This window comes from Planococcus sp. APC 3906, from assembly GCF_030407685.1.
GTDB classification, from domain to species: Bacteria; Bacillota; Bacilli; order Bacillales_A; family Planococcaceae; genus Planococcus; species Planococcus koreensis.
Map to the genome: position 1 here is coordinate 139,033 of NZ_JASDCW010000001.1, position 23,203 is coordinate 162,235.

The 23,203-nt window shown below is 47.2% G+C and carries 25 protein-coding genes; 19 read left to right on the top strand and 6 right to left on the bottom strand.

Annotated elements, in window-relative coordinates; all coding sequences use genetic code 11:
- Positions 1–77 precede the first annotated feature (77 nt).
- From QMA09_RS00690 to QMA09_RS00735, 10 genes are all read left to right on the top strand, one after another.
- Positions 78–1,061: a LacI family DNA-binding transcriptional regulator gene (locus QMA09_RS00690; RefSeq protein WP_290211658.1), complete on the top strand. Its 984-nt coding sequence runs from the start codon at positions 78–80 to the stop codon at positions 1,059–1,061.
- On the top strand, positions 1,058–1,939 hold the full coding sequence (gene rbsK / locus QMA09_RS00695) for a ribokinase (protein ID WP_290211659.1): 882 nt from the start codon (positions 1,058–1,060) through the stop codon (positions 1,937–1,939). Before QMA09_RS00690 ends, rbsK begins: the two co-directional genes overlap by 4 nt.
- A complete protein-coding gene (gene rbsD, locus QMA09_RS00700; RefSeq protein ID WP_135505380.1) occupies positions 1,936–2,322 on the top strand; it encodes a D-ribose pyranase in 387 nt (128 codons plus the stop codon). The genes rbsK and rbsD overlap by 4 nt, the downstream gene beginning before the upstream one ends.
- 18 nt (positions 2,323–2,340) lie before the next feature.
- Complete coding sequence (locus QMA09_RS00705; protein ID WP_135505378.1) at positions 2,341–3,843, top strand: sugar ABC transporter ATP-binding protein; 1,503 nt, start codon at positions 2,341–2,343, stop codon at positions 3,841–3,843.
- Positions 3,824–4,768 carry an ABC transporter permease subunit gene (locus QMA09_RS00710; protein ID WP_183736441.1) on the top strand — a complete coding sequence of 315 codons (945 nt, stop codon included), beginning with the start codon at positions 3,824–3,826 and terminating at the stop codon, positions 4,766–4,768. The genes QMA09_RS00705 and QMA09_RS00710 overlap by 20 nt, the downstream gene beginning before the upstream one ends.
- A gap of 13 nt (positions 4,769–4,781) precedes the next feature.
- On the top strand, positions 4,782–5,705 hold the full coding sequence (gene rbsB / locus QMA09_RS00715) for a ribose ABC transporter substrate-binding protein RbsB (RefSeq protein ID WP_290211660.1): 924 nt from the start codon (positions 4,782–4,784) through the stop codon (positions 5,703–5,705).
- A gap of 121 nt (positions 5,706–5,826) precedes the next feature.
- On the top strand, positions 5,827–6,096 hold the full coding sequence (locus QMA09_RS00720; protein WP_290211661.1) for a hypothetical protein: 270 nt from the start codon (positions 5,827–5,829) through the stop codon (positions 6,094–6,096).
- A gap of 223 nt (positions 6,097–6,319) precedes the next feature.
- Positions 6,320–7,822, top strand: coding sequence for a D-alanyl-D-alanine carboxypeptidase/D-alanyl-D-alanine endopeptidase (gene dacB / locus QMA09_RS00725; protein WP_290211662.1), 1,503 nt, complete (start codon positions 6,320–6,322; stop codon positions 7,820–7,822).
- A gap of 654 nt (positions 7,823–8,476) precedes the next feature.
- Positions 8,477–9,199, top strand: coding sequence for a gamma-glutamyl-gamma-aminobutyrate hydrolase family protein (locus QMA09_RS00730; protein WP_290211663.1), 723 nt, complete (start codon positions 8,477–8,479; stop codon positions 9,197–9,199).
- Positions 9,200–10,168 carry a dipeptidase gene (locus QMA09_RS00735; protein WP_290211664.1) on the top strand — a complete coding sequence of 323 codons (969 nt, stop codon included), beginning with the start codon at positions 9,200–9,202 and terminating at the stop codon, positions 10,166–10,168.
- A 66-nt stretch (positions 10,169–10,234) separates the two neighbouring features.
- Here QMA09_RS00735 and QMA09_RS00740 read toward each other — a convergent pair whose 3' ends face one another.
- From QMA09_RS00740 to QMA09_RS00755, 4 genes are all read right to left on the bottom strand, one after another.
- Positions 10,235–11,083, bottom strand: a complete 849-nt coding sequence (locus QMA09_RS00740) for a YihY/virulence factor BrkB family protein (RefSeq protein WP_290211665.1) — start codon at positions 11,081–11,083, stop codon at positions 10,235–10,237.
- A gap of 93 nt (positions 11,084–11,176) precedes the next feature.
- Positions 11,177–11,536, bottom strand: coding sequence for a YolD-like family protein (locus QMA09_RS00745; RefSeq protein WP_290211666.1), 360 nt, complete (start codon positions 11,534–11,536; stop codon positions 11,177–11,179).
- A gap of 140 nt (positions 11,537–11,676) precedes the next feature.
- The gene (locus tag QMA09_RS00750) at positions 11,677–12,978 is read right to left on the bottom strand and encodes a hemolysin family protein (RefSeq protein WP_290211667.1); all 1,302 of its coding nucleotides are present in this window, start codon (positions 12,976–12,978) and stop codon (positions 11,677–11,679) included.
- Positions 12,979–13,069: 91 nt separating this feature from the next.
- Positions 13,070–13,696 (bottom strand): YfbR-like 5'-deoxynucleotidase, encoded by a 627-nt coding sequence (locus QMA09_RS00755; protein ID WP_135505362.1) that lies wholly within the window; start codon positions 13,694–13,696, stop codon positions 13,070–13,072.
- Positions 13,697–13,788: 92 nt separating this feature from the next.
- On the opposite strand from QMA09_RS00755, the gene QMA09_RS00760 reads away from it, so the two are divergent.
- Positions 13,789–14,271, top strand: coding sequence for a metal-dependent hydrolase (locus QMA09_RS00760; RefSeq protein ID WP_290211668.1), 483 nt, complete (start codon positions 13,789–13,791; stop codon positions 14,269–14,271).
- Between the two features lie 109 nt (positions 14,272–14,380).
- Positions 14,381–14,569, top strand: a complete 189-nt coding sequence (locus QMA09_RS00765) for a hypothetical protein (protein WP_135505358.1) — start codon at positions 14,381–14,383, stop codon at positions 14,567–14,569.
- Between the two features lie 12 nt (positions 14,570–14,581).
- Here the strand turns inward: QMA09_RS00765 and QMA09_RS00770 are convergent, their stop codons facing one another.
- Both QMA09_RS00770 and QMA09_RS00775 read right to left on the bottom strand, forming a co-directional pair.
- A complete protein-coding gene (locus QMA09_RS00770) occupies positions 14,582–15,781 on the bottom strand; it encodes an MFS transporter (protein WP_290211669.1) in 1,200 nt (399 codons plus the stop codon).
- A gap of 117 nt (positions 15,782–15,898) precedes the next feature.
- Positions 15,899–16,330: a hypothetical protein gene (locus QMA09_RS00775; RefSeq protein WP_135505354.1), complete on the bottom strand. Its 432-nt coding sequence runs from the start codon at positions 16,328–16,330 to the stop codon at positions 15,899–15,901.
- A 217-nt stretch (positions 16,331–16,547) separates the two neighbouring features.
- Here QMA09_RS00775 and QMA09_RS00780 point away from each other — a divergent pair, with 217 nt between their 5' ends.
- The 7 genes from QMA09_RS00780 (at position 16,548) to QMA09_RS00810 (ending at position 23,198) form a co-directional block, all read left to right on the top strand.
- Positions 16,548–17,222, top strand: a complete 675-nt coding sequence (locus QMA09_RS00780) for an SOS response-associated peptidase (protein ID WP_290211670.1) — start codon at positions 16,548–16,550, stop codon at positions 17,220–17,222.
- Positions 17,223–17,237: 15 nt separating this feature from the next.
- Positions 17,238–18,086 carry a patatin-like phospholipase family protein gene (locus QMA09_RS00785; protein WP_135505350.1) on the top strand — a complete coding sequence of 283 codons (849 nt, stop codon included), beginning with the start codon at positions 17,238–17,240 and terminating at the stop codon, positions 18,084–18,086.
- An 85-nt stretch (positions 18,087–18,171) separates the two neighbouring features.
- The gene (locus tag QMA09_RS00790; protein WP_135505348.1) at positions 18,172–18,645 is read left to right on the top strand and encodes a GNAT family N-acetyltransferase; all 474 of its coding nucleotides are present in this window, start codon (positions 18,172–18,174) and stop codon (positions 18,643–18,645) included.
- Between the two features lie 79 nt (positions 18,646–18,724).
- Positions 18,725–19,174 carry an Lrp/AsnC family transcriptional regulator gene (locus tag QMA09_RS00795; protein WP_135505346.1) on the top strand — a complete coding sequence of 150 codons (450 nt, stop codon included), beginning with the start codon at positions 18,725–18,727 and terminating at the stop codon, positions 19,172–19,174.
- Between the two features lie 603 nt (positions 19,175–19,777).
- Positions 19,778–20,719, top strand: a complete 942-nt coding sequence (locus QMA09_RS00800; protein WP_135505344.1) for an ABC transporter permease — start codon at positions 19,778–19,780, stop codon at positions 20,717–20,719.
- 15 nt (positions 20,720–20,734) lie between these two features.
- On the top strand, positions 20,735–21,622 hold the full coding sequence (locus QMA09_RS00805; protein WP_135505342.1) for an ABC transporter permease: 888 nt from the start codon (positions 20,735–20,737) through the stop codon (positions 21,620–21,622).
- A 16-nt stretch (positions 21,623–21,638) separates the two neighbouring features.
- Positions 21,639–23,198: a glutathione ABC transporter substrate-binding protein gene (locus QMA09_RS00810; RefSeq protein WP_290211671.1), complete on the top strand. Its 1,560-nt coding sequence runs from the start codon at positions 21,639–21,641 to the stop codon at positions 23,196–23,198.
- Positions 23,199–23,203 lie beyond the last annotated feature (5 nt).

Consider the following 23,203-nt stretch of genomic DNA (forward strand, 5'->3'; position numbering starts at 1 on the left):
CACATTGACATGAGGGAAACAGCGATGTATATTTTGTGTAACCGGTTACACACCGACACAAGAATGGAGCCAGGGAAATGACAACCATCAGAGACGTGGCTAAAAAGTCTGGAGTATCAGTAGCGACAGTTTCCCGTTTTCTAAATGGAAGCGGTTACGTCAGCGCGGACGCAGCAAAAGCCGTTACTTCAGCAGTTGATGAATTGAAGTATGAGTTAAACCCGGTTGCGCGGTCGCTGAACACCAAGCAATCGAATTTGATCGGCCTGATCTTGCCGGACATCACCAATCCGTTTTTTCCTGAACTCGCCAGGGCGGTTGAAGATGTTGCGCTGACATACGGCTATACCGTGGTGTTATGCAACTCGGATGAAAATCCGGAGAAAGAGAAAAATTACTTGAATACCTTAAAGAAAAAATACATTGCCGGCTTTATCGTGACATCCAACCAGTTGGATGCTCCGCATTACGCCAATATGGCCTTGCCGATTGTGGCGCTTGACCGTGCCATTAACGACAAAATCCCGACGGTGTCTTCCAATAACCGGGAAGGAGCAGCGATGGGCACGAATGCACTTCTGGAAAGAGGCTGCAAAAACATCCTGTTTTTGAGGGGACCGAATGAGCTTAATCCTGCAAATGAACGCTATCAAGGATTCATGGACGCCATTGAAGCATCGGGTGCAAAATATCATGTGGTGACGTGCCCGTTCCATTTTTCGGAATCACAGAAAATCACGGATGAGTTTTTAAAGGCGCATAAAGAAATAGACGGCATTTTTGCCAGCAGTGATGTATCTGCGGCGGGTGCATTGAAAGCGGCGGTGACACTCGGCATCAAAGTGCCTGAGCAATTGCAGATTGTCGGTTTTGATGGAATCGCGATGGGAGAAATGCTGTCGCCGGGCCTATCAACAGTGGCGCAGGACGTGTACAAAATGGGAGCGATTGCAACACGGGTATTGATCAAGCGGATTGAAAACCAGCCTGTCGATCAGCATTTTTATGAAGTGCCGGTGCAATTGAAGCTTCGCGGAACAACAAAGGGAGTGGCGGAATGATTACAGTAGTTGGCAGCATAAACATGGACTTAGTCGTAAGGGCAAATCGCTTTCCGAAACAAGGCGAGACAGCTTTAGGGGATTTGTACACAACGATTCCTGGGGGCAAAGGAGCCAATCAGGCAGTTGCAGCTGCACGCCTCGGTCAGGCGGTTCAAATGATCGGAGCGGTCGGAACCGACGCTTTCGGCGATGAGCTGTTGAAAGGCTTGGCTTCTGAAAATATTGATATCGGTATGGTGAAGCGTGTAGATGGGACGAGCGGCATTGCGAACATCCTATTGTCTGAAGGTGATAACCGCATCATCGTCGTGCCGGGGGCAAACCACGCCATTGAAGCGCATGAATTGGAAGCGCTTGAATCCAAGCTCTCAGCGAGCGACATCGTCATCCTGCAATTGGAACTGCCGATTCCAGTCGTCCAAAAGACGCTGGAAATTTGCCATAAACATAATGTGCCGACGATTTTGAATCCGGCGCCGGCTGATGCCTATACAAAAGAGTTGCTGCCATACGCCACTTATTTGACGCCGAATGAAACAGAGGCGGAAGAAATCTTTGGTGCAGGCTGGGAGCAGTCAATTGAGCAATACCCGAACCGCTTGATCGTCACATTAGGCAAAAAAGGGGCAAGATATTTTGACGGCCGCAAGCATGTCTTGGTAGAGGGTTTTGAAACACAAGCGATCGATACGACTGGTGCAGGTGATACATTCAATGGAGCATTTGCTGTGGCATTGGTAGAAAACATGCCTTTCGAGGAGGCTGTGCGCTATGCCAATGCGGCTGCATCGCTGTCGGTTGAAAAATTCGGGGCGCAAGGCGGAATGCCATTCCGGCAAGAAGTGCTGGAGCGTATGGGAGATGACAAAAAATGAAAAAGCATGGCATGATCAACCGTGACATAGCGGCGGCTTTAGCTGCATTTGGACATACAGACCTTCTTGTTATCGCCGATTGCGGATTGCCGATACCGAAAGGCATCCAATGCATCGATTTATCCTATCGCATCGGCGAACCTTCATTTCTTACAGTGCTGCAGGCAGTGTTGGAAGATTTCCAGGCAGAGGCAGGTTTTATTGCCCGGGAAATAACTGAAGAAAATCCTGAAGTCGAATCCGGCATCCTGGAACAGGTCAATGCCGCATACATTACGCATGATGAATTGAAGAAAATGAGCAAAGAGGCAAAGCTGATTATCCGAACCGGTGAAGCGACGCCGTATGCCAATATTGTTCTTCGTTCTGGTGTGATCTTTTAAAAAGGCAGGTGAATCCCGATGATTAAAATGACCAATATATCCAAGTCATTCAGCGGCAACCAAGTATTGAAGAATGTCCAGTTCTCATTGGAGCCTGGAGAAATCCATGCGTTGATGGGCGAAAACGGCGCCGGAAAATCGACGCTGATGAAAATACTGACCGGCATTTACTCGCGCGACAGCGGAACGGTGGAAGTGAAAGGCAAAGAAGTCCATTTCACTTCGCCAAAGCAGGCAGAAGACGCTGGAATTGCTGTGATCCATCAAGAGTTGAACATTCTTCCCCATTTATCGATTACAGACAATATGTTTCTGGGAAACGAAGAGACTTTCGGGCGAAGCGGGATCATTAAAACCAAAACTATGGAACAAAAAACAAAAAAAGCGCTTTTGGATTTAGGGTTGGACATCGACCCGGCAGCGCCTGCAAGTTCGTTATCGGTCGGCCAGCAGCAAATCGTCGAAATAGCCAAAGCGCTCGCTGTCGAAGCGGAAGTGATCGTCATGGACGAGCCGACAGCGGCATTGACCGACCGAGAAATCGATACGCTGTTTGCCACTATACGTGAACTGCAGGGACGGGGCGTTTCGTTCATCTACATTTCGCATCGCATGGAAGAAATCTTTTCGCTTTGCGACCGCATCACGATTTTGCGGGACGGGGAATATGTCGGGGATAAGCGGATTGCGGAAACCTCATTTGAAGAAATTGTCCAGATGATGGTCGGCCGTGAACTCGGTGAACGCTTTCCGCAGCGCAATGCCGCCATCGGCGATGTCAAATTGGCTGTAAAAGGCTTGAGCCGAAAGGATTGCTTTGAAGACGTCAGCTTTGAAATTCGCCGGGGCGAAGTTTTATCGATTGCCGGTTTGATGGGCGCGGGGCGCACCGAAGTGGCACAATCGATTTTTGGCTATAAGAAAGCGGATTCAGGCTCAGTCGAGTTCGATGGCCGCGCTGTGAAAATCAGAAATCCGAAGCAAGCGAAAGAATTGGGCATCGGCTATATAACGGAAGACCGCAAGAGCGAGGGGCTGATTGTAGATTTCACTGTCGAAGAAAACGTCAGCTTGACTAATTTCTCTGCGATTTCGAAAAACGGCCTGATTTCCAAGAAGAAGGAACGCTCGTTATACGACAGCATGGTGAAACGCTTGGGCATTCGGACTTCAGGGCCGGAGCAAACGGCAAAATCCTTGAGCGGCGGAAACCAGCAGAAAGTCGTCATTGCCAAATGGCTGGGGATTGCACCTGAACTGCTGATTCTGGATGAACCGACACGCGGTGTTGATGTCGGGGCGAAGAAGGAAATCTATTCAATCATCAATGAACTTGCGGAACGCGGAGTTGCAATCTTGATGATTTCCTCTGAACTGCCTGAAGTCATCGGGATGGCAGATCGTGTGTTGGTCATGCACGAAGGAAAAGTGGCAGCTGATTTGCCGAAAGCTGAAATGACCCAGGAACGAATTATGCATTTTGCTGCAGGAGGCGGGAACCATGAAGTTAAAGAACAGTAATCAATCGTTGCTTCAAAAGATCGGTCCATTTATCGGATTGATTGTCATCGTATTAATCTTTTCAATTTTAGAGCCTGGATTCCTATCCATGAATAATTTGCTCAATGTGCTGAGACAGGTTTCTTTTAACGCATTGATTGCATTCGGCATGACCTTTGTTATTTTGACCGGCGGCATCGATTTATCGGTCGGCTCTATCTTGGCGCTGACCGGCGCAGTCAGCGCGGGTTTGATCGCAAGCGGAATCGACCCGATTTTCGCCATGCTTGCGGGCTTGTTGCTCGGGGCCATCCTTGGCGCAGTCAATGGCTTCATCATTGCTAAAGGGAAAGTGGCACCATTTATCGCGACGCTTGCGACAATGACCATTTACCGGGGGCTGACGCTCGTCTATACAGAAGGCCGCCCAATCTCAGGGCTTGGCGATAACGCTGCGTTCCAAATGCTTGGCAAAGGCTATTTTTTTGGAATCCCGGTTCCGGTTGTGACCATGCTTATCAGCTTCGGGATTTTGTATTTCATTTTGAAGAAAACGACGTTCGGACGCCGCGTTTATGCGGTCGGCGGCAATGAAGAAGCATCGATTCTGTCGGGCATCAACACAGACCGCATCAAAATCTACGTTTACTCGTTGACGGGATTATTATCAGCATTGGCGGCGCTTATGCTGACTTCCCGCTTGAACTCGGCGCAGCCGACGGCAGGTGAAATGTTCGAACTTGATGCGATTGCAGCTGTCGTCCTCGGCGGCACCAGCTTGACCGGTGGACGCGGATGGATTGTCGGAACATTGATCGGCGCGCTGATCATCGGCGTATTGAACAACGGTTTGAACATTATTGGGGTAACCTCCTTCTTCCAGCAAGTGGTGAAGGGTGCAGTAATATTATTGGCGGTTCTCTTGGACCGTAAAAAAACAGCATAGGGAGTGTTGAGAAATGAAAAAGATTCAATTATTGTTGGTGTTGTTGGCAATGCTTATTTTGGCAGCATGTTCGATGGAAGCACCAGGCTCAGAGTCTGAAGAAGAGGGAAGCGGCGGGGAATCAAGCGGGGAATTCAAAATCGGGTTCTCGATTTCTACATTGAACAATCCATTCTTCGTTACATTGAATGATGGCGCAGAAGCGAAAGCGGAAGAACTTGGCGCTGAATTATCGGTTGTCGATGCACAGGACAATGCTTCAAAACAAGCAAGTGACGTAGAAGATTTGATCCAGCAAGGCGTAGATTTGATCATGATCAACCCGGTTGACTCGGAAGCGGTAACGGCTGCAGTAGAATCAGCGAACTCGGCTGGCATTCCCGTTATTACAGTTGACCGCAGTGCAGCAGGCGGCGAAGTGGTTTCACATATCGCATCAGATAATGTTGCGGGTGGTGAAATGGCAGGGGAATTCCTAGTATCATTAGTTGGCGAAGGTGCTTTAGTTGCTGAACTTGAAGGCGTACCAGGATCTTCTGCGGCACGTGAACGCGGCGAAGGTTTCAACAAAATCGCAGCTGACAGCTTAGAAGTAGCTGCTAAACAAACAGCTAACTTCAACCGTTCAGAGGGATTGACTGTTATGGAAAATATTCTTCAGTCGAACCCTGACATTACGGGTGTGTTTGCCCATAATGATGAAATGGCCTTAGGGGCTCTTGAAGCAATTGAAGCAGCTGGAAAAGATATTACAGTTGTCGGCTTTGATGCGACAGATGACGCTGTGAAAGCAGTGGAAGAAGGCCGTTTGGCAGGAACGATTGCGCAAAAACCGCAATTGATCGGCGAAATGGCAGTGGATGCTGCAGTGAAGTCGCTTAACGGCGAAGAAGTGGAAGCATCGATTCCGGTTGAGCTGGAATTGATCAAAGAATAACGGAAGCCCGGCATCGCGAAAACGCGATGCCGTTTTTTTATTCAGGCAGGGCTGAATAGGCGCCTTTGGCAAAGGGCTTTGCTATACTGACAGTAAAAGAACCTGAGGGCGGAGGGATTGGATGAGAAACACCTGGAAGCTGAAATATGAAGATCACAGCATTCACGTAGAAAATACGATGTTGAGCGATAAACTCTACGTCGACGGAGTATTGCAGGATGAACATATTGGTCTGCACTTGAGTTCACGGCTTTACGGGAAACTGAAAAACAGCCGTGGGGAATGGGAAGACATCAAAATTTCATTGTCAGCCAAATGCCCGAATACAGAATGCCGAATTTTTATAGGTGAACGCCTTATCTACTCGACCGGCCTGCAATGGAATATGTGAGTGATGAAACCGAGCCGCAAAGCTAAATGCTTTGCGGCTTTTGCGTTAGGTTTATCGGTCTATGCACAAGAGTAAAACAATCAATTGATTATATAAATTATGGAACATATTCCTATTTAATGAAAATGTACTAAGTAGTTGGAATCATTTGTTAAAAAATCAGAAAATTCTTTCTCCTGGTATGCTATGATTTTTTCATCACTAGGAAAAAGGGGCTGGAAAAGTGGAAAAGAAACGTGCATTGAAGTGGGGGGTGCCCGTCGTACTGGCGGCTGTATTGGCTGTATCGCCTATCCAAGGTGAAAATGCTAATCAAACAGCTGGAGCGGATGATGATTATGCGGGACTCGCAAATGACATCAATTTATTGCTTCAGGACAAGCGCCTGGATGGTGCAACGACAGGTGTCAGTATTCGCAAAGCAGAGACCGGAGAAGTGATCTACGACCATTTCGGAGATTCCCGGTTGACGCCGGCATCGAACACAAAATTGTTCAGCGGGGCGGCAGCGCTGGAAACTTTGGGGGAAGATCATCGTTTCAGCACAGAAATACATACAGATGGCCAGCTTAAAGGAAAGGTTTTACAAGGGAACCTATACTTGAAAGGGAAAGGCGATCCGACGCTGCTGCAAAAAGACTTCGAGGAATTTGCCGCTGCGCTGAAAAGCCAGGGCATTGAAAAAGTGAAAGGTGACCTTATCGGCGATGACACATGGTATGATGATGAACGCCTTTCTGAAGACATTACTTGGAAAGACGAGCGCTATTATTACGGCGCTGAGGTGTCGGCTTTGACGGCTTCGCCGAACGAAGATTACGATGCGGGCTCTGTCATTGTAGAAGTAAATCCAGGTGGTGCGCAAGGTGCAGAAACTGCAGTGACGCTGACGCCGCATACCGATTACGTCAACATCATCAATAACACGACGACAATAGCGGCTGGCGGCAAGAAAACAGTTTCCATCATCCGCGCCCACGGTTCAAACGACATCATCATCGAAGGCGAAATGCCGCTTGAAGGTTCACGTACGCGAGAATGGATCGCTGTGACGGAACCGTCGGGCTACGCTTTGGATTTGTTTGAAAATGCCTTGGTTGCAGAAGGAATCGAATTGATCGGGAAGCATGGCATGAAGATGGGCGAGGTCCCGGATGGTTCGACGTTGCTGGCTGAGCGCGAATCGATGCCTTTGCGTGAGCTTTATATTCCATTTATGAAACTGAGCAATAATGGACATGCTGAAGTGCTGGTGAAAGAAATGGGGCAGGCGGTTTCCGGTGAAGGAAGTTGGGACGCTGGGCTTGAAGTGGTTGAAGACGTTGCTGCAGACCTTGGGGTGAATATGGACACGGTCCAGTTGCGCGACGGCTCGGGTATGTCCCACGTCAACCTGGCCCCTGCAAATGAAATTTCGGCTCTTCTCCACGGAGCGCAGCAGGAAGAATGGTTCGGTGCATACTTGAATTCGCTGCCGGTAGCAGGCGTGCCTGAACGCTTCGTAGGCGGGACGCTCCGCAACCGTATGAAGACAGGGGAAGCAACTGGCAATGTCACCGCTAAAACGGGAACATTGACTGCTGTTTCCGCATTATCCGGGTACGCGGAAACTCGCAGCGGGGAAAAATTGATTTTCTCAATCCTCATCAATAACGATCTCGCTACCGTGACACCGATTGAAGATGCCATTGCATCAGCGATAGCGGAATACGGTGAAGAACAATAACTGCCATCCCGATAAGCGATCGCTTATCGGGATTTTCACCTGTTAGGAAACAAGGAGAGCTGTTGAAAATCGCTTCGGACGTTTTGGAGTGATACCTCAGACTGTCGGACAACATAGATGGTTGTTTTGCATTGCGCTTCAGGCAGACGCTTACCGCGTGCCTGGCTTCAGTCTCCTCGTCGTTGAAAAAGAGCTGCTCCTGCATCGCTGCGTTAGCTTCGTCGCAAACGAGGTTCTTCAAACCTCGTTTCCTGCGGCGCCTTCCGCACAGGTCGCTCTGTCGCTTTGCTCCATCACTGCTCCCGCAGGTGTCGCCGCCTTCCGCTTCATTCAAAGATATTTCTTATTAGCGAGTTATTTCTTTTACTGAAGAATACGAAAGATATAATTTCTGCAGTTTCTTTCGTGTTCTCCAGATATGGAGCAAAATAGCGGAGACGCCTGCGGGAAAGCGAGACAGCCGAGACCCCGCAGGGAGCGAAGCGACTGAGGAGGCTTGGCGCTCGCCCGCGGCAAGCGTAGCTGTTTTGCGGAATATCGGCTTACACCTGAGCTATTTCAGAAATATCTTACCAGTTCACCTGGCATTTTAGTGGTTAATTCTGTATGTTTAATATATTCAGACAAAATATTCAGTCACAGGGGGAAATGGAAATGAAACCAATCATCGGCATCACGGCATCAAAAGAATTAGGCAAGGAACAATATGCAATCGAACAGGCGGACACGGACGCTATTTTACAGGCAGGTGGCTTGCCGATTATGCTTCCTCATTTATTGCAGGAAAAGGATATTGACCAGATTGCGAACCGAATTGATGGATTATTCGCTGCTGGCGGCTACGACATCGATCCCACGCTATTTGGCGAGGAGCCGCACCCAAACCTTGGTGTGATCATCCCGTCGCGCGACGCGTTTGAATTGGCATTGATCAAAAAAGTGTTGGAGCTGGGCAAGCCGATTCTGGCTGTCTGCCGCGGAGCGCAGATCTTGAACATTGCGGTGGGCGGGGATATGTATCAGGACATCACTACACAGAAAGAAGGCGACTTGCTTCAGCATCAGCAGAAGGCACCGAAGTTCCATGGTTCGCATTTCGTGCACGTTCCGGAAGGATCTCTGCTGCAGCGATTGACGGGAACCACGCAATTGAAAGTCAATAGCCGCCATCATCAAGCCAACCGGATGGTGCCGGAGTCTTTCTTGGTCAGCGGTACAGCCAGTGACGGTGTGATTGAAGCGATTGAAAGCAAGGAACATCATTTTGTGTTGGGCGTGCAATGGCATCCGGAGAACATGGCAATTGCCGGTGACGCCCCTTCTATGGGCATTTTCAAAGGCTTTATCGAAGCGTGCCTGGAAGAGGGGGATGAGTAAGTGCAGATTATCGATACGCATTGCGATGCTTTATTGAAATTACAGCTTGCTAAAAGAGGAGCTTTCTACAAACAGCAGCCCTTGAATTTCACGGATGCGGAAAGCATCGAAACAAATTACGAGCGGCTTCGGTCAGGCGGGGTCAAAGTCCAATTTTTTGCAGTATTCCTGTATCCGGATTTGCCGGACAATGAAAAATGGCAGCATGCGCTTGAACAGGTCGATCTGTTTTACACGGAAATTCTTGGCAAAAACCCGGCCATGAAGCACATTAAACGATGGGAAGATATCGATGCGCTGGCAGACGGCGAAATCGGCGCTGTTTTGACGCTTGAAGGGGCGGATGCCTTTGGCAATGATTTGATGAAGCTGCGCCAATTGTATCGCCTGGGCGTGCTGTCAATCGGCCTGACGTGGAACAATGCGAATTTATGTGCGGACGGCGCCGGAGAGCCCCGGGGTGGAGGACTGACCCTGCTAGGCAAGGACGTTGTGCGCTTGAACAATGAAAACCGGGTCTTCACAGATGTTTCGCATTTATCGGTGAAAGGGTTCTGGGACGTTATGGAACTCGCTGATTATCCGATTGCGAGCCATTCCAATGCCCGGGCTCTTTGCGATCACCCAAGAAACCTGGATGATGAGCAAGCTAGAGCAATGTTCGCGAAGAATGGCATGATTGATGTCGTGTTTTGCCTGGACTTTATCAAACCCAATCCAAAAGATATTATGATTCCGGATTTAATCCGGCACATCGACCATTTTTGCAGCCTCGGAGGCGTAAAGCAGATTGGAATCGGTTCTGATTTTGACGGCATCGCTTCCCACATCATCGATCTGGAAAATGCTTCGAAGTTCCAAAATCTTGTAAATGAATTGCAAAAGCATTATTCGGAAGATGAGGTAGCGGGTTTCGCGTACCGGAATTTCCTGGAACATCGGCCAGGCATGAATGTTCAAAAAAGCTGAAGAACAGTAAGCAAAGCCCTGCAAACGAAAAAAAGCGTGCCGCTGAATTCAGCGGCACGCTTTTTTCTACTCCTCGTAAACTTGTGCAGGAGCGTTTTTCGTATTCTTGCGTTTATGGATGACAGCGTTGATTTCCGCACCGATCACCAGGATCAAGCCAGTCAAGAAGAACCAAAGCATCAAGACGATTAATCCTCCAAGGCTTCCGTAAGTTGCGGAATAACTTCCGAAGTTTGCCACGTAAATCGAAAATCCAAGTGACACGACTTGCCATAAAACGGTAGCGATGACTGCACCGATCAATACCTCTTTGAAAGGGAATTGCTTATTCGGCGCAAACTTGTAAAGGAAGGCCAGCACGATGCTCATGACCGCGATCGAGATGACCCAGCGCAGAACTTGGAAAATGATTTCCGTCTGTTCCGGCAAGTTCAAGGTTGTACTGATTGCATCGATGATGGCTCCGCCGAAGATCGGCAACACCAAAGCGATGATGACGGCAACAAGCATGAACAATGTCAAAACGATTGCTGTTGCTTTCTTTTTGATAAACGAACGGGTTTCTTCGACATCGTAAGCTTCATTTGTCGCTTCGATAAAGGCGTTCATGGCATTTGAGGCTGACCATAACGTACCCAAAATACCGAATGTCAACAAACCGCCCGATGGCGTAGTGACAACGCTAACGATCGTGTCTTCAAATGTCCGCGCCACTTCTCCTGGCATGATGCCGGCGATAAACTGCATAGCTTTATCCGGATCAATCTGCAAATAAGGCAGGATTGACAGCAGCAAAATTAATAAAGGAACAATTGCTAATAAATAATAATAGGCTTGTGCAGCAGCTAAGGTTGTGGCTTTGTCTTTTTTGATTTCGCCGCCAACAGCTTTAGCATACGACATGAATTTGCTCATATATCCGACCTCCATACTTTAGACTATTCTTTATATGCCCCATTGCTGGCTGAGTTAATCCTGAAATTTTAAAATCGCCCACATATCATGCCGCTATTCACGCATAGCTGCTCCAATAATGTCGTCAAAAGAAAACTTTAATACGTTTCCGCTGCTGTCTAAAGACAGCATTTTGAGCCTGAGATCTATCGCAGTTACAATCCCGGTGAAAGCTTGCGCCTCTTCTTGCCAAACCTGGATTTCGACTAGGCATTGGCGTCTATAAGCCAAATGGATTTCCTCGTAAAGAGCTTCAAGATCGAATTCGTCCAAATAAGGCCGTGCATCGCTGCGCTCGTGCTTCTGCCAATCGCGGAGCATCTGAACATGTTCGGGCAGCATCATCGCTGTCCACTTGATCGTACCCCGGTCTTTGATTTGTCCATTCACTTTTAATTGCCTGTTCAGTTTCATGCAAATCCCTCCTTCTATATTATAAGAACATTTGTTCTTATAATATAGAAGGGTGTCGTTATGGTCAATGCCAATTGGGAAATAATGTTCGTTTAAACGGGAAAAAGCAGGACATCTGCAATGAGATGTCCTGCTTTTTGTTAATCCCTGAGAATTTCCAATGAGACTTTTACAATATGATGATTTTCCATTTCGAGGATAATCCAGCGCTGCCCAGTTTTTGAAACGATATCACCAATTTCTGCTTCCACCAGTTGATGCTGGATCCAGCCTGCAATCGTATCGATATCGTCACTGTCTTCAAAATCCAGATTGAATCGCTCTTCAAGGTCTTTCAGCAATACACGCCCATTTAAAAGGTAGCGGTCTTCGCTTTCTTTAATGATTTCAGCTTCTTCTTCATCATCGAATTCATCGCGGATTTCGCCGACAATTTCTTCCAAAATGTCTTCCATGGTAATAATTCCTGACGTTCCGCCGTATTCATCAATCACCAAAGCGATATGCGTGCGGTCCTTCTGCATCTTCATCAATGCGGTCTGGAGAGGCGTCGTTTCATGGAAATAAGGAAGGCTATGGATGAAATCCTGCATTTTCACATCGCCTGCAAGCGCATAATGGGTCAAGATTTCTTTGGCATTGATAAAACCGATCAAATCATCTTTATCGCCATTATTCGCAATAGGATAGCGCGTGTAGCGATGTTCCCGAAGTTCAGCTAAAAGTTCTTCACAGCTCAAGTCTTGCGGGAAAGCGACAATCTGGGTACGTGGCACCATGACGTCTTTGGCGCTGCGCTCATCGAATGCGAATATATTTTGCATAAAGGACAATTCGGTTTGGTTGATCTCGCCGCTTTGGAAACTTTGTGCCATGATGATCTTCAGTTCGTCTTCCGAATGGGCCTGTTCTTCTGAAGCAGGCTGGACACCGAAAATGCGCAGGAAAACGCGCGCCGAACCGTTAAGCAAATAGATGAAAGGCGCCATGATTTTACCGAACCAATAAAGTGGCGGCGCCAGCAGCAATGACATGCGTTCGGCGAATTGGAGCGCCAATGATTTCGGCGTCATTTCGCCGATGACAACATGCAAAAAAGTCACAAGCGAGAAAGCCAGGACAAACGAAACGATGGCCGAAACCGATGACGGGATACCGAATGCATCGAAAACAGGATGCAAAATCCGCTCCACGGTCGGTTCTCCGAGCCACCCAAGGCCAAGTGCTGTGACCGTAATTCCGAGCTGGCAGGCGGATAAGTAATAATCCAAGTTGCCGACAACTTTTTTTACGGTCAACGCCTTTTTATTGCCTTCTTCGATCAGCTGGTCGATGCGCGACATGCGGACTTTGACGACGGCGAATTCAGCCCCGACGAAAAAGGCTGTCAATGCGATTAATAAGATGAGCAAAACTAAATTCAATAAAAGTATGGGGTCCAATAAATTCCCTTAAATAAGGGATTCACCTCCGGATTTTTTTGGTATTGTTATAAATTTACCATAGTTAAAAGGCAAAACCTATCGTTTTAGATTAATCAGCGAGTACCTCACGGGTGATTTCCTTTATATCAACAATCGAGTCTTCACTGATGACGTCTTCAAGAATGACATGCCGGAAGTAATCAACGCTCGCTTTCAGCGGGATAGCCAGCAGTTTTTTCAAGGCAATGCGGTACATCGCAACGAATTCCTTGTCCGAATTGCCGCGTTTCAATTCAGCGAACGACTCATAGAATTGATCGAGCTTGTCTGCCATCTCAAGCAGCCGCCCTTCGGTGGAAGCGTCTTTCCCTTCTTTCATGCGGTCGAAGAATACGTCGTGGAATTCTTCAGGGATTTCGCGGTAGATGAATTTTTCCATCATGCCTTCTTCCACTTTTGCAATCATTTCTTTAAGTTCAGGTGAAGAGTGCTTGACAGGCGTTTTGATATCGCCGATAAACACTTCCGCAAAGTCATGGTTAATGGTCTTTTCATACAGCGATTTCCAATCGACATTTTTGCCTGCCCGTTCTTCGATGGTGGCAAAGAACATCGCATATTGGCTGACTTTCCAGGAATGCGCCGCCACGTTATGCTCTTCGAATTTAAATCTGCCCGGAGCACGGATAATCCGCTCCAAATCATTTAATGAGGTAAAAAACTTATGGATTCCCATCGCCCTCGACTCCTTTAATTTTTTCTCTATACCTCATCATACCCGGTTTTCAGTATAATAAAAGAAGATACTAAAAAAGGGGAACAGGCGACATGACTGGAAAAACACACATCATTGGGGGCATTGCCGCAAGCCTGGCATTTGCCCAAATCACACATTACGATCCGGTTATACTCTTATGCTCCGGAACAATAGGGGCGCTGTTGCCGGATATCTGCCACGGAGGCAGCAAAATCGGCCGCTCGTTCCCGGTTTTATCGAAAATCGTCAATGTTCTGTTCGGACATCGGACATTTACGCACAGCCTGCTTTTCTTAGTGCTGATGGGCATCCTGTTTAATGCTATCGGGGTGGGAGAAGCCATCAGCGCCGGTTTTCTGGTCGGGATGGTCAGCCATCTTATATTGGACATGGCGACGAAAAATGGGATTAAATTACTTTTTCCATTGAAAGTGACAATCCGCTTCCCCATCACTGCAACGACTGGTGGAACTGCTGAATACCTGGTATTTTCCGGGCTTTCAGTATTGGTCGTCTATTTTGGTTATGACGCTTTTTCAATCTACTTCCAATAGAATATTGGAAAAAATTCTGCGAGCTATGAAATTGAACCTGAAATAGGAGTTTTATCGTTGCGTTATAGGGAATAATCGCCCTATAGACGAAAAACAGGAGGCGAAATTCATGGGAAAAGACGACTTTTCGAATGAACGCCCTCTCGGCGGCTCAAAAAACCGCCGCGAACGGGAAGAATTCGAAGGCATCCAGCAGGAATCCAGTGAAGACGGAAGAGACATGGAAAAAAAGGGCGCACACAGCAACCTTGGAGTCGGTGATGAAGAAACGCCAATAAAAGAAAACGAAAAAGAATGAAAAAATGCCGCCTCAGTTTTTAGCCGAGGCGGCATTTTTTCGGTACATCGATACAGCAAATAGGTATAGCATGGGCAACGACGCAGTGAACAGCACCAAAGCGTTCCAGCCTCCAGCAGTCCAAAGCGGGCTTAACAGCGAGCTGCCGGCAGCGACGCCGATATAATAAGCGACAAGGTATAAACTCGAAGCGCTTCCTTTATGATGGGCAGCTTGCTGTCCTACAGAGGCTGCAGTCAAGGAATGGGCAGTAAAGAAGCCTAGGCACGTCACGCATAAACCGACTGCGATGAGCCAGACTTGGGAGCTTAGGGTCATTAGAATCCCCAAAGACAAAATCACCACACCGGCCCTGCGCACAGTTCGAAGGCCGAATCGTTCTGCGGTGCGCCCGGCCAGAGGTGAACCAACGACACCTATTCCGTATGCGAAGAAGAAATAAGAAATGGCCTGCAGCGTCAAGGAGTATGGGGGTGCTTCCAAGTGGAATGGCAAATAAGTCCAGATGCCTGTAAACGAAATCTGCAAAACTGCCCCTAGGCCGAAGACGACAAGCAAAGAAGGGTTTTTCAAATGGAAAAGAAAGCCCGCAATGTCTTTGGCGAAGCTTAGGTCGCTCGGTCGGAAATGAAGGGATTTCGGCAGCAGCAGCAACACAGCGGCGAAAAGCAAAAGGCCGGTTATCCCGAAAACAAGGAAGGCGGTCTGCCAGGAAAAGTGGTCTGACAGATAGCCGGCGAGCACCCGGCCGATCATACCGCCAAGTGCATTGCTGGAAATATAGAGGGCGGTCGCATACGCGATGTCTTTCCGGTCGATCTCTTCACTGATATAAGCCAGTGCCGCTGCGGGAACTCCTGCCAGCGCAAAACCTTGGATCAGGCGGAGGACAACAAACCAGGTAAAAGATTCAATGAACGGCAGCAGGAAAAAAGGGAGCGCCGACCCAAGCAAGGAATAGATGATATAAGTTCGCCTGCCGTTGCGGTCAGAAAAGAAACCGAGAACGATCAAGCCGGCAATCAGTCCGACAATTGTCGAAGACAATGCCAAGCTGGATGTGGAAATCGAAACCTGGAATTCTGAGACGAAAAGCGGAAGCAGCGGCTGCACGGCGTACAGATTAGCGAAGATGAAAAGAGAAGCGAGCAGCAGGCTGAGCATGATCTTCCAAAAATCTTTGTCTTTGGAAGTGTGTTTTTGAAGCTCCATAAAATTCACATCCATTCGCTTAGCGATATCAATATATTACCATTAATCAACTGCAATGGAATTGTGTTTGAGAAAGACATGAAAAAATCCCGCAAATCGAATGATTGCGGGATTTTTTCATATTTTATTGAAGAAAGAAAGAATCTGTTTCTTCGAAGGTTCTTGAAGGCGATAGCGAAGTTCTTTGTTTTGGGTATTTACCAAGTGGTAAGCCGGGTTTTCAGCAACCGTGAACTTCCAATGCGGTTTTGTGTTTTTCTTCTTGATCTGAAGCTCAGGCGGCATCATTTTTTCTTTGAAGCTTTCGAGTTTAGCCATCAAAAAGGTATCCATATACCGTACGATCAAAAAGCCTTGTTGACGCTCCGGGTCGAATTTCGCCAAGCTGAATTCGCTGATATCAAAACCTTTTTCGTACCGTTGGACTGATGGAGATAAAACGAAGCAATCCTCATTTGCAAATACCGATGAGTTGCCTTGTTGCTTCAGCCCTAATTCTTCTACCAGAAAATCTTTGTTTACCAGACTCATTTCTCGTGCAGTAGCCATGTAATTCCTCCTTGTAAAGCTCTTTATGTCTTATTATACCACTCTTTTGCAGCGAATGGGGATGAAACGGGCTAATGCGATTTACCGGGTGCACGCAATGGGGGGATGCGAATAAAGAATAGGTGATAATATTGGAAAAATGAGCTGATAACAATTAAAAGACGGAAAATTCTGTTATATTAAAGGTGTGGAAACAAGGATGGAATGGAGGGTTTGTATGTGCGGCAGATACGCGTTGTATACGGATTATGCCATAATTTTAGAAAGGTTTCACATTGAAGAAAGTGCAGTTGGCGAAGGGGAGTATTCACCCAGCTACAACATTGCTCCTTCCCAAAAAGTGCTGGCAATAGTGAACGACGGAACAAAGAACCGTCTTGGCTATTTGAAATGGGGGCTAGTACCGCCGTGGGCGAAAGACCAGAAAATCGGCTATAAGATGATCAATGCCCGAGCAGAGACGGCTGCCGAAAAGCCAAGTTTCCGCCATGCATTCAAGAAAAAACGCTGCTTGATCATTGCGGATGCGTTCTATGAATGGCAGCGTACGGACGAAGGAAAGATTCCGATGCTCGCCAAGCTGAAGTCCGGAAAGCCATTCGCTTTTGCGGGGCTTTGGGAAACATGGCAATCACCAGAAGGGGAAACTGTGAACACTTGCACCATCCTGACGACACAGGCCAATCGTGTAATGGGGACAATCCATGACAGAATGCCCGTCATGCTGTCGGAAGAAGGAGAGAAACTCTGGCTCGATCCCCAACAGGCTCCACAGGTTCTCGAAGAGTTATTGAAGCCGTTCGACTCGGACGAAATGGAAACTTTTGAAGTCTCAGATGCCGTTAATTCGCCAAAACACAATGGACCGGAGTTGATTCGAAAAGTAGGATGATCGGAGGGATTCCAAATGAAGAGTGGCCTGATTTTAGAAGGGGGAGGCATGAGGGGAGTTTATACGGGGGGAGTTCTTGAAAAATTTTTGGAGGAAAAATTGTTTGTGGATTACATCATCGGGGTTTCGGCAGGTGCCTGCAATGCCTCTTCTTATGTGTCGCGGCAATCCGGGCGCAATCGTGAAGTGACAATTGGCTACGTCCATCATCCGGATTATATATCAGTAAAGAACCTCTTGCTGAAAAGGGAATTGTTCGGCATGAACTTGATTTTTGACGAAATTCCAAATCGTCTCGTGCCATTCGATTACAAGAATTTCAATAAAGCCACCGAAGAATTCGTAGTAGGGACGACTGATTGCATGACGGGTGAAGCCATCTACTATAAAAAGAACGAGCATGCGGATGACATCCTATCGATTGTCCGGGCCTCAAGCTCAATTCCTTTAATGGCGCGGCCCGTCGAATACAATGGGCGCATGTTGATGGATGGGGGGCTTGCTGATCCACTGCCAATCCGGAAAGCGCTGGAGGATGAAGTGACAAGGCCGGTCATTATTCTCACCAAAGAGAAAGGGTACCGCAAAAAAAAGAATTCGTTCGCGCGCATCGTGCCAACCTTTTACCGCCAGTTCCCAGGGATCATCAAGAACCTGGAGGATTGGGCTATCCGTTATAATGCAACAATGGAACTTATCGAAAAAATGGAAGCGGAAGGGACGGTGCTGGTCATCCGGCCATCTAAATATTTCAAAATGACCGGAATGGAGCGGGATGTCGGAAAGCTGACAGAACTCTATGACTTGGGCTATAAAGATACTGAAGAAATGATGGACGTAATCTATAAATTTATCAGCCACTAAACCGCTGGAAGCCAGCGGTTTTTTTGTATGGCGGTGGCGCCCGCCCACAATCGGAAATATGGTAAAATCGGAGAGAGGTGCATTTATGATCGAGCGATTGAACCACCATCAGGAAAAGACGGCAAAAGAAATTCAGCGCCTGCAAAAACGCGCATACCAAGTTGAAGCCGAGCTGATTGGTTTCGACGGCATTCCGCACTTAAATGAGTCGATACTGGAAATACAGAATTCAGGGGAAACCTTCATTGGGTATTTCAACGGAGTGTTGGCCGGCTTCATCTCTTACAAAGCGAAGGGACCTTTAATCGACATCCACCGGCTCGCCGTTGCACCGTCGCATTTTCGGCAAGGAATAGCCCGCCAATTGTTGGAGCATTTACTGGGGAATTTTCCGGACAGCGGCTTTATTGTCAGCACAGCCACATTGAATGAGCCCGCCAGAAAACTGTATGAAACTTTCGGCTTTAAAGAGCAAGGAAGCTTCGAACCGGAACCGGGAATTTCTTGTGTAATTTATCATAAAATCAAAACATTACCTATAAATGATTTCGAAAAGTAAAAATATTTATAATTTATCTTTCAAAACGGAAGTAAAAGTCGTATAATCATATACAAAAATATAGTTTAGAGGTGCGCTTATGAAATTGGATGAAATCGATCGAAAAATTTTGGAGTTATTGACCGTCAATGGCCGTTCTTCCTATGTCGACATTGGCAAGGAATTGAACTTGTCGCGTGTGGCAGTCCGGGAACGCGTCCACCAATTGACAGAGGCGGGTGTCATCGAAAAATTCACTGTGGTCATCAATAGCGAAAAGGTCGGCAAAAAAGTATCCGGATTTTTTGAAGTGGACTGTGAACCATCTTCCTTGGTCGAAGTGGCGCAAGCATTGGCGGACAACCCAAGCGTTGCCAGCTGTTATCAGATGACGGGGCCATCAACGCTGCACATGCACGTTTTGGTGGATGATTTTATGGACTTGGAAAAGTTTATCAACGAGGAGTTATATGCGCTTGAAGGAATCACGCGTGTAGAAAGCCATATTCTTTTACGGCGTTTCAAGAGCAGAAATGGTTTGAAACTCTAAGAGCTTGCAGCATATTCAATTGCTGCAGGCTTTTTTTGTGTGGAAAATCAGATGGACTGAAGTTTTATAAGCGATTGTGAAGAAGAGTGCTTCCATCTTTGCAGACTAGGAGGAAATTTAAGAAACGGTTATGTTGCTGCAAGTAAGTATGCGCTAGCTGCAAGTTACCTATAGCTTTCCGCAAGCGAAAAAAGAATGGCGCAAGTAAGCTCAACATCAGGTCAGGAAGAAGATTTTTATGTGTGATCCCAACCGCATATCATGGCGTACGGCTGCGGCAAGGAAGACTGTTTTGCGGAATATCGAGGATTAGAAACATAAATTCAATTTTTATAGCTACTTTCTTTTTGTATTCCAGAATATTGGAAAGCGGTTACATCCAAATATTTCAAAAAGATTAAAAACGAATGTGATTTTGAACTAAAAGAAAGATTTGTAAGCTGAATTTTAATTTTTTGATTGAAAAAAACAAAAAATAATTACTTTTTTGAAAATTCGTATAGATTTTTCAAAACACTTGCTCTATAATCAAAGAAATCAAAAAAATCATTTGTTAATCGTTTTCATTTAAATACTTAACAAATGTAAAGAGGGGGAGGAACAATGCTTGCTTTAATAATCCGCCGAATCATGCAATTGGCATTCTTGCTGTTCGGAATCTCATTTCTCGTCTTTTCTTCCATGTATATAGCGCCCGGGAATCCGGCAGCTATCATTGGCGGCCCGACTGCTACGGCGGAAGATATAGCGGCAATCGAAGCGAATCTCGGCTTGGACGATCCGTTTCTTACACAATATGTACGCTATGTCAGCAATGCGGTGCAAGGGGATTTTGGTTATTCCTATCAGACTTCTCAACCAGTAGCTGATGCAATCGCAGTCCGTTTTCCAAATACCTTGAAACTGGCAATCGCCAGTATGATTGTCGCGGTGGTCATCGGCATCATTACAGGCCTGGTCTCGGCATTGAAGCAAAATTCCTTGCTGGATGTCTCGGCAACGACCTTTGCATTAGCGGGGATCTCGATACCGAACTTCTGGCTGGGGGCATTGCTCATCCTGGTTTTCTCGGTCAATCTCCAATGGCTGCCGGTAGGCGGGATGACGAATCCCTTCTATACATTAGCGGGGATTAAAGAATTGATCCTGCCGGCCATCACACTCGGCACAGGTTCAGCGGCGATGATTGCCCGCATGACACGATCTTCGATGCTGGAAGTGATCCGGGCGGATTACGTCCGGACTGCACGCGCAAAAGGCGTCAGAGAAAAAAATGTCATTTGGATCCATACCTTGAAAAACGCGATGATCCCGATTATCACCGTTATCGGCTTGAATTTCGGTTTCCTGCTGGGCGGAACGATCATTACAGAAAAAGTATTCGCGATCAATGGGGTCGGCCGTTTGATGATCGATGCCATTGCCGCCCGGGACTTTCCGATGGTCCAAGGTTCCGTGCTTCTCGTCGCTACCTTGTTCGTAGTCGTCAATCTGCTTGTTGATATCATTTACACCTATATCGATCCACGGATCAAATTCGATTAAGAAGGAGGGGACCTAATGGCAATGGCGGAAACAGTTGCTTTAAAAGAAAAAAAGCGCGAGAAATATATCGTCACCACGATTCGGCGCTTGTTTAAAAACAAGTTGGCAGTAGCTGGCCTGATTATCGTTATTCTGCAAATCCTGATGGCCATTTTTGCACCGGCCATCACGGTACACGATCCGATAAAGCAGAATCTCGCCAGCAGTGAATTGCCGATGTTCAGTGATGGCCATTGGCTTGGCACGGATAATTACGGCAGGGATGTTTGGAGCCGCATCGTCTTCGGAGCCCGGATTTCCCTGGTGGTCGGACTGGTTGCTGTATCGTTAGGGCTTATCGGCGGAGTGCTCCTGGGCATGCTCGCCGGCTTTTACCCGAAGCTTGACGCAGTAATCATGCGCTTTGTCGATTTGCTGTTCTCGTTTCCGGGAATTCTGTTGGCGATGCTGATCATCGCTATCCTGGGAACTAGCCTGGTCAATGTTGCGATTGCCATCAGCATCTGGTCGATTCCTACATGTGCACGGATTGTCCGCGGCTCGGTGTTATCGATCAAAGAAAAAGAATACATCATGGCCATGCGCTCGATGGGCGCTTCGGATCTGCGGATCATGGCCCGCCACATTTTGCCGAACGCCACTGCACCAATCATTGTTTTTGCAACAATGCGGATGGCGACTGCAATCCTTTCCACAGCCTCACTCAGTTATTTAGGGCTCGGCGCACAGCCTCCGACTCCGGAATGGGGCGCAATGATTTCGCAGGGCCAAGACTTTATGTGGACATCTCCGCATTTGACGATTGTGCCCGGCATCGCCATCATGCTGACAGTTTTCGCCTTTAATGTACTCGGAGACGGCTTGCGCGACGCGCTTGATCCGAATATGGATATACAACAATAAGAATGGGGGAATTTAAATGAAAAAACACTGGCTGCTTTTATTAACATTAATCGGGGTACTGATTTTAGGGGCTTGTTCAGGAGGAAGCACAATTCCCGAAGGGGAAGAAGGCTCAGGTTCTGGTTCAGAGCCGGCAAGCGAGGGAGCGAAGGAAGTCATTTATGCTTCAACTTCTGACGCCGTGGGATTATCTCCGACAATGACGAATGACTCGGTTTCTTCGAACGTCATGACCCAAATTTACGAAAACTTATTTGAAAGAAATCCGGAAACGATGGAATTGGAACCGAAACTTGCAGAATCCTATGAAAATACGGATGAGCTGACGTGGGTAATCAAATTGAAAGAAGGCATTACGTTCCAGGATGGTACACCATTCAATGCGGAAGCCGTTAAATATTCTTTCGATAAATTGCGCGATCCGGCAACAGGAGCGCCGCGTGCATCCTTGTTGGAGCCAATTGATACAGTAACAGCGGTTGATGAAACAACTGTAGAAATCAAAACAAAATACCCATACGGACCGTTGCTTGCAGCATTGTCCCACTCAAATGCAGCGATTATCAGCCCAACTGCTGACGAAAAACAAGATTTGATGCAAAACCCGGTAGGTACTGGCCCATTCAAATTTGTCAGCTGGGCAACTGGAGACCAAATCGTCCTTGAAAAAAATGCCGATTACTGGGATGGGGAAGTCGCTCTTGATAAAGTGACATTCAGAGTAGTTCCTGAAACATCCACAGCTATTTCAATGCTTCAGACAGGGGAAGTGAACTTCCTTGATGCATTGCCGCCAGAACAGATTTCCCGTATTGAAGGCTTAAAGAATGTTGAAGTTGCTAAACAGGAAGGGACTCCGGTCTACTACTTGACGTTCAATCATTCGAAAGAACGCAACCAAGATCCGGCGTTCCGTAAAGCGGTGGCACAAGCAGTCGACCGTGACGCATTTGTTGAAAAACTGAATGGATTAGGTGTAAGAAGCGATAGCGTGCTTGGACCGAAAGTTTTCGGCTATAACGAAAGTGCAGACAATGCAGGAACAGCATACGATCCGGAAGCTGCTAAAAAACTTGTTGAAGAAAACGGTTTTGGCGATGAGCCGATCAAATTGCTTGCGGCAAACCGCGATAACTTTGTGCTGATGGCTGAAATTGTCCAAGCACAATTGACTGATGCTGGATTCAAAGTTGAAATTGAAATGATGGAATGGGCGACATTCCTTGATACAGCACGTGCAGGTGAATACGATATGACATTCTTAAGCTGGTCGAATGTAACGAGCGACGGTTCTGAGATGTTTTATCCGAACTTCCATTCCGATAACGTTGGAAACTCAAACCGTGCGCAGTACAGCGATCCTGAATTCGATAAGCTTGTAGAAGCGTCGCGTACAACGATCGACCAAGATGAGCGCGAGCAATATTTGAACGAGGCGAATATGTACATGCTTGAAAACGATGTAGCCATCGTGATGTACCATGGCCTTGTGACTTCAGCTACTGACAAATCGGTCAAAGGGCTGAAAGTGGACCCTAATGGCCAATGGAGCTTAAAAGACGTAACGAGAGAGTAGGGAGA

Excerpts from the sequence above, each read along its gene's own strand:
- QMA09_RS00690 (WP_290211658.1), top strand. The coding sequence starts at position 78 with ATGACAACCATCAGAGACGTGGCTAAAAAGTCTGGAGTATCAGTAGCG.
- rbsK (WP_290211659.1), top strand. The coding sequence starts at position 1,058 with ATGATTACAGTAGTTGGCAGCATAAACATGGACTTAGTCGTAAGGGCA.
- rbsD (WP_135505380.1), top strand. The coding sequence starts at position 1,936 with ATGAAAAAGCATGGCATGATCAACCGTGACATAGCGGCGGCTTTAGCT.
- QMA09_RS00705 (WP_135505378.1), top strand. The coding sequence starts at position 2,341 with ATGATTAAAATGACCAATATATCCAAGTCATTCAGCGGCAACCAAGTA.
- QMA09_RS00710 (WP_183736441.1), top strand. The coding sequence starts at position 3,824 with ATGAAGTTAAAGAACAGTAATCAATCGTTGCTTCAAAAGATCGGTCCA.
- rbsB (WP_290211660.1), top strand. The coding sequence starts at position 4,782 with ATGAAAAAGATTCAATTATTGTTGGTGTTGTTGGCAATGCTTATTTTG.
- QMA09_RS00720 (WP_290211661.1), top strand. The coding sequence starts at position 5,827 with ATGAGAAACACCTGGAAGCTGAAATATGAAGATCACAGCATTCACGTA.
- QMA09_RS00730 (WP_290211663.1), top strand. The coding sequence starts at position 8,477 with ATGAAACCAATCATCGGCATCACGGCATCAAAAGAATTAGGCAAGGAA.
- QMA09_RS00740 (WP_290211665.1), bottom strand. The coding sequence starts at position 11,083 with ATGAGCAAATTCATGTCGTATGCTAAAGCTGTTGGCGGCGAAATCAAA.
- QMA09_RS00745 (WP_290211666.1), bottom strand. The coding sequence starts at position 11,536 with ATGAAACTGAACAGGCAATTAAAAGTGAATGGACAAATCAAAGACCGG.
- QMA09_RS00755 (WP_135505362.1), bottom strand. The coding sequence starts at position 13,696 with ATGGGAATCCATAAGTTTTTTACCTCATTAAATGATTTGGAGCGGATT.
- QMA09_RS00760 (WP_290211668.1), top strand. The coding sequence starts at position 13,789 with ATGACTGGAAAAACACACATCATTGGGGGCATTGCCGCAAGCCTGGCA.
- QMA09_RS00765 (WP_135505358.1), top strand. The coding sequence starts at position 14,381 with ATGGGAAAAGACGACTTTTCGAATGAACGCCCTCTCGGCGGCTCAAAA.
- QMA09_RS00770 (WP_290211669.1), bottom strand. The coding sequence starts at position 15,781 with ATGGAGCTTCAAAAACACACTTCCAAAGACAAAGATTTTTGGAAGATC.
- QMA09_RS00775 (WP_135505354.1), bottom strand. The coding sequence starts at position 16,330 with ATGGCTACTGCACGAGAAATGAGTCTGGTAAACAAAGATTTTCTGGTA.
- QMA09_RS00780 (WP_290211670.1), top strand. The coding sequence starts at position 16,548 with ATGTGCGGCAGATACGCGTTGTATACGGATTATGCCATAATTTTAGAA.
- QMA09_RS00785 (WP_135505350.1), top strand. The coding sequence starts at position 17,238 with ATGAAGAGTGGCCTGATTTTAGAAGGGGGAGGCATGAGGGGAGTTTAT.
- QMA09_RS00790 (WP_135505348.1), top strand. The coding sequence starts at position 18,172 with ATGATCGAGCGATTGAACCACCATCAGGAAAAGACGGCAAAAGAAATT.
- QMA09_RS00795 (WP_135505346.1), top strand. The coding sequence starts at position 18,725 with ATGAAATTGGATGAAATCGATCGAAAAATTTTGGAGTTATTGACCGTC.
- QMA09_RS00800 (WP_135505344.1), top strand. The coding sequence starts at position 19,778 with ATGCTTGCTTTAATAATCCGCCGAATCATGCAATTGGCATTCTTGCTG.
- QMA09_RS00805 (WP_135505342.1), top strand. The coding sequence starts at position 20,735 with ATGGCAATGGCGGAAACAGTTGCTTTAAAAGAAAAAAAGCGCGAGAAA.
- QMA09_RS00810 (WP_290211671.1), top strand. The coding sequence starts at position 21,639 with ATGAAAAAACACTGGCTGCTTTTATTAACATTAATCGGGGTACTGATT.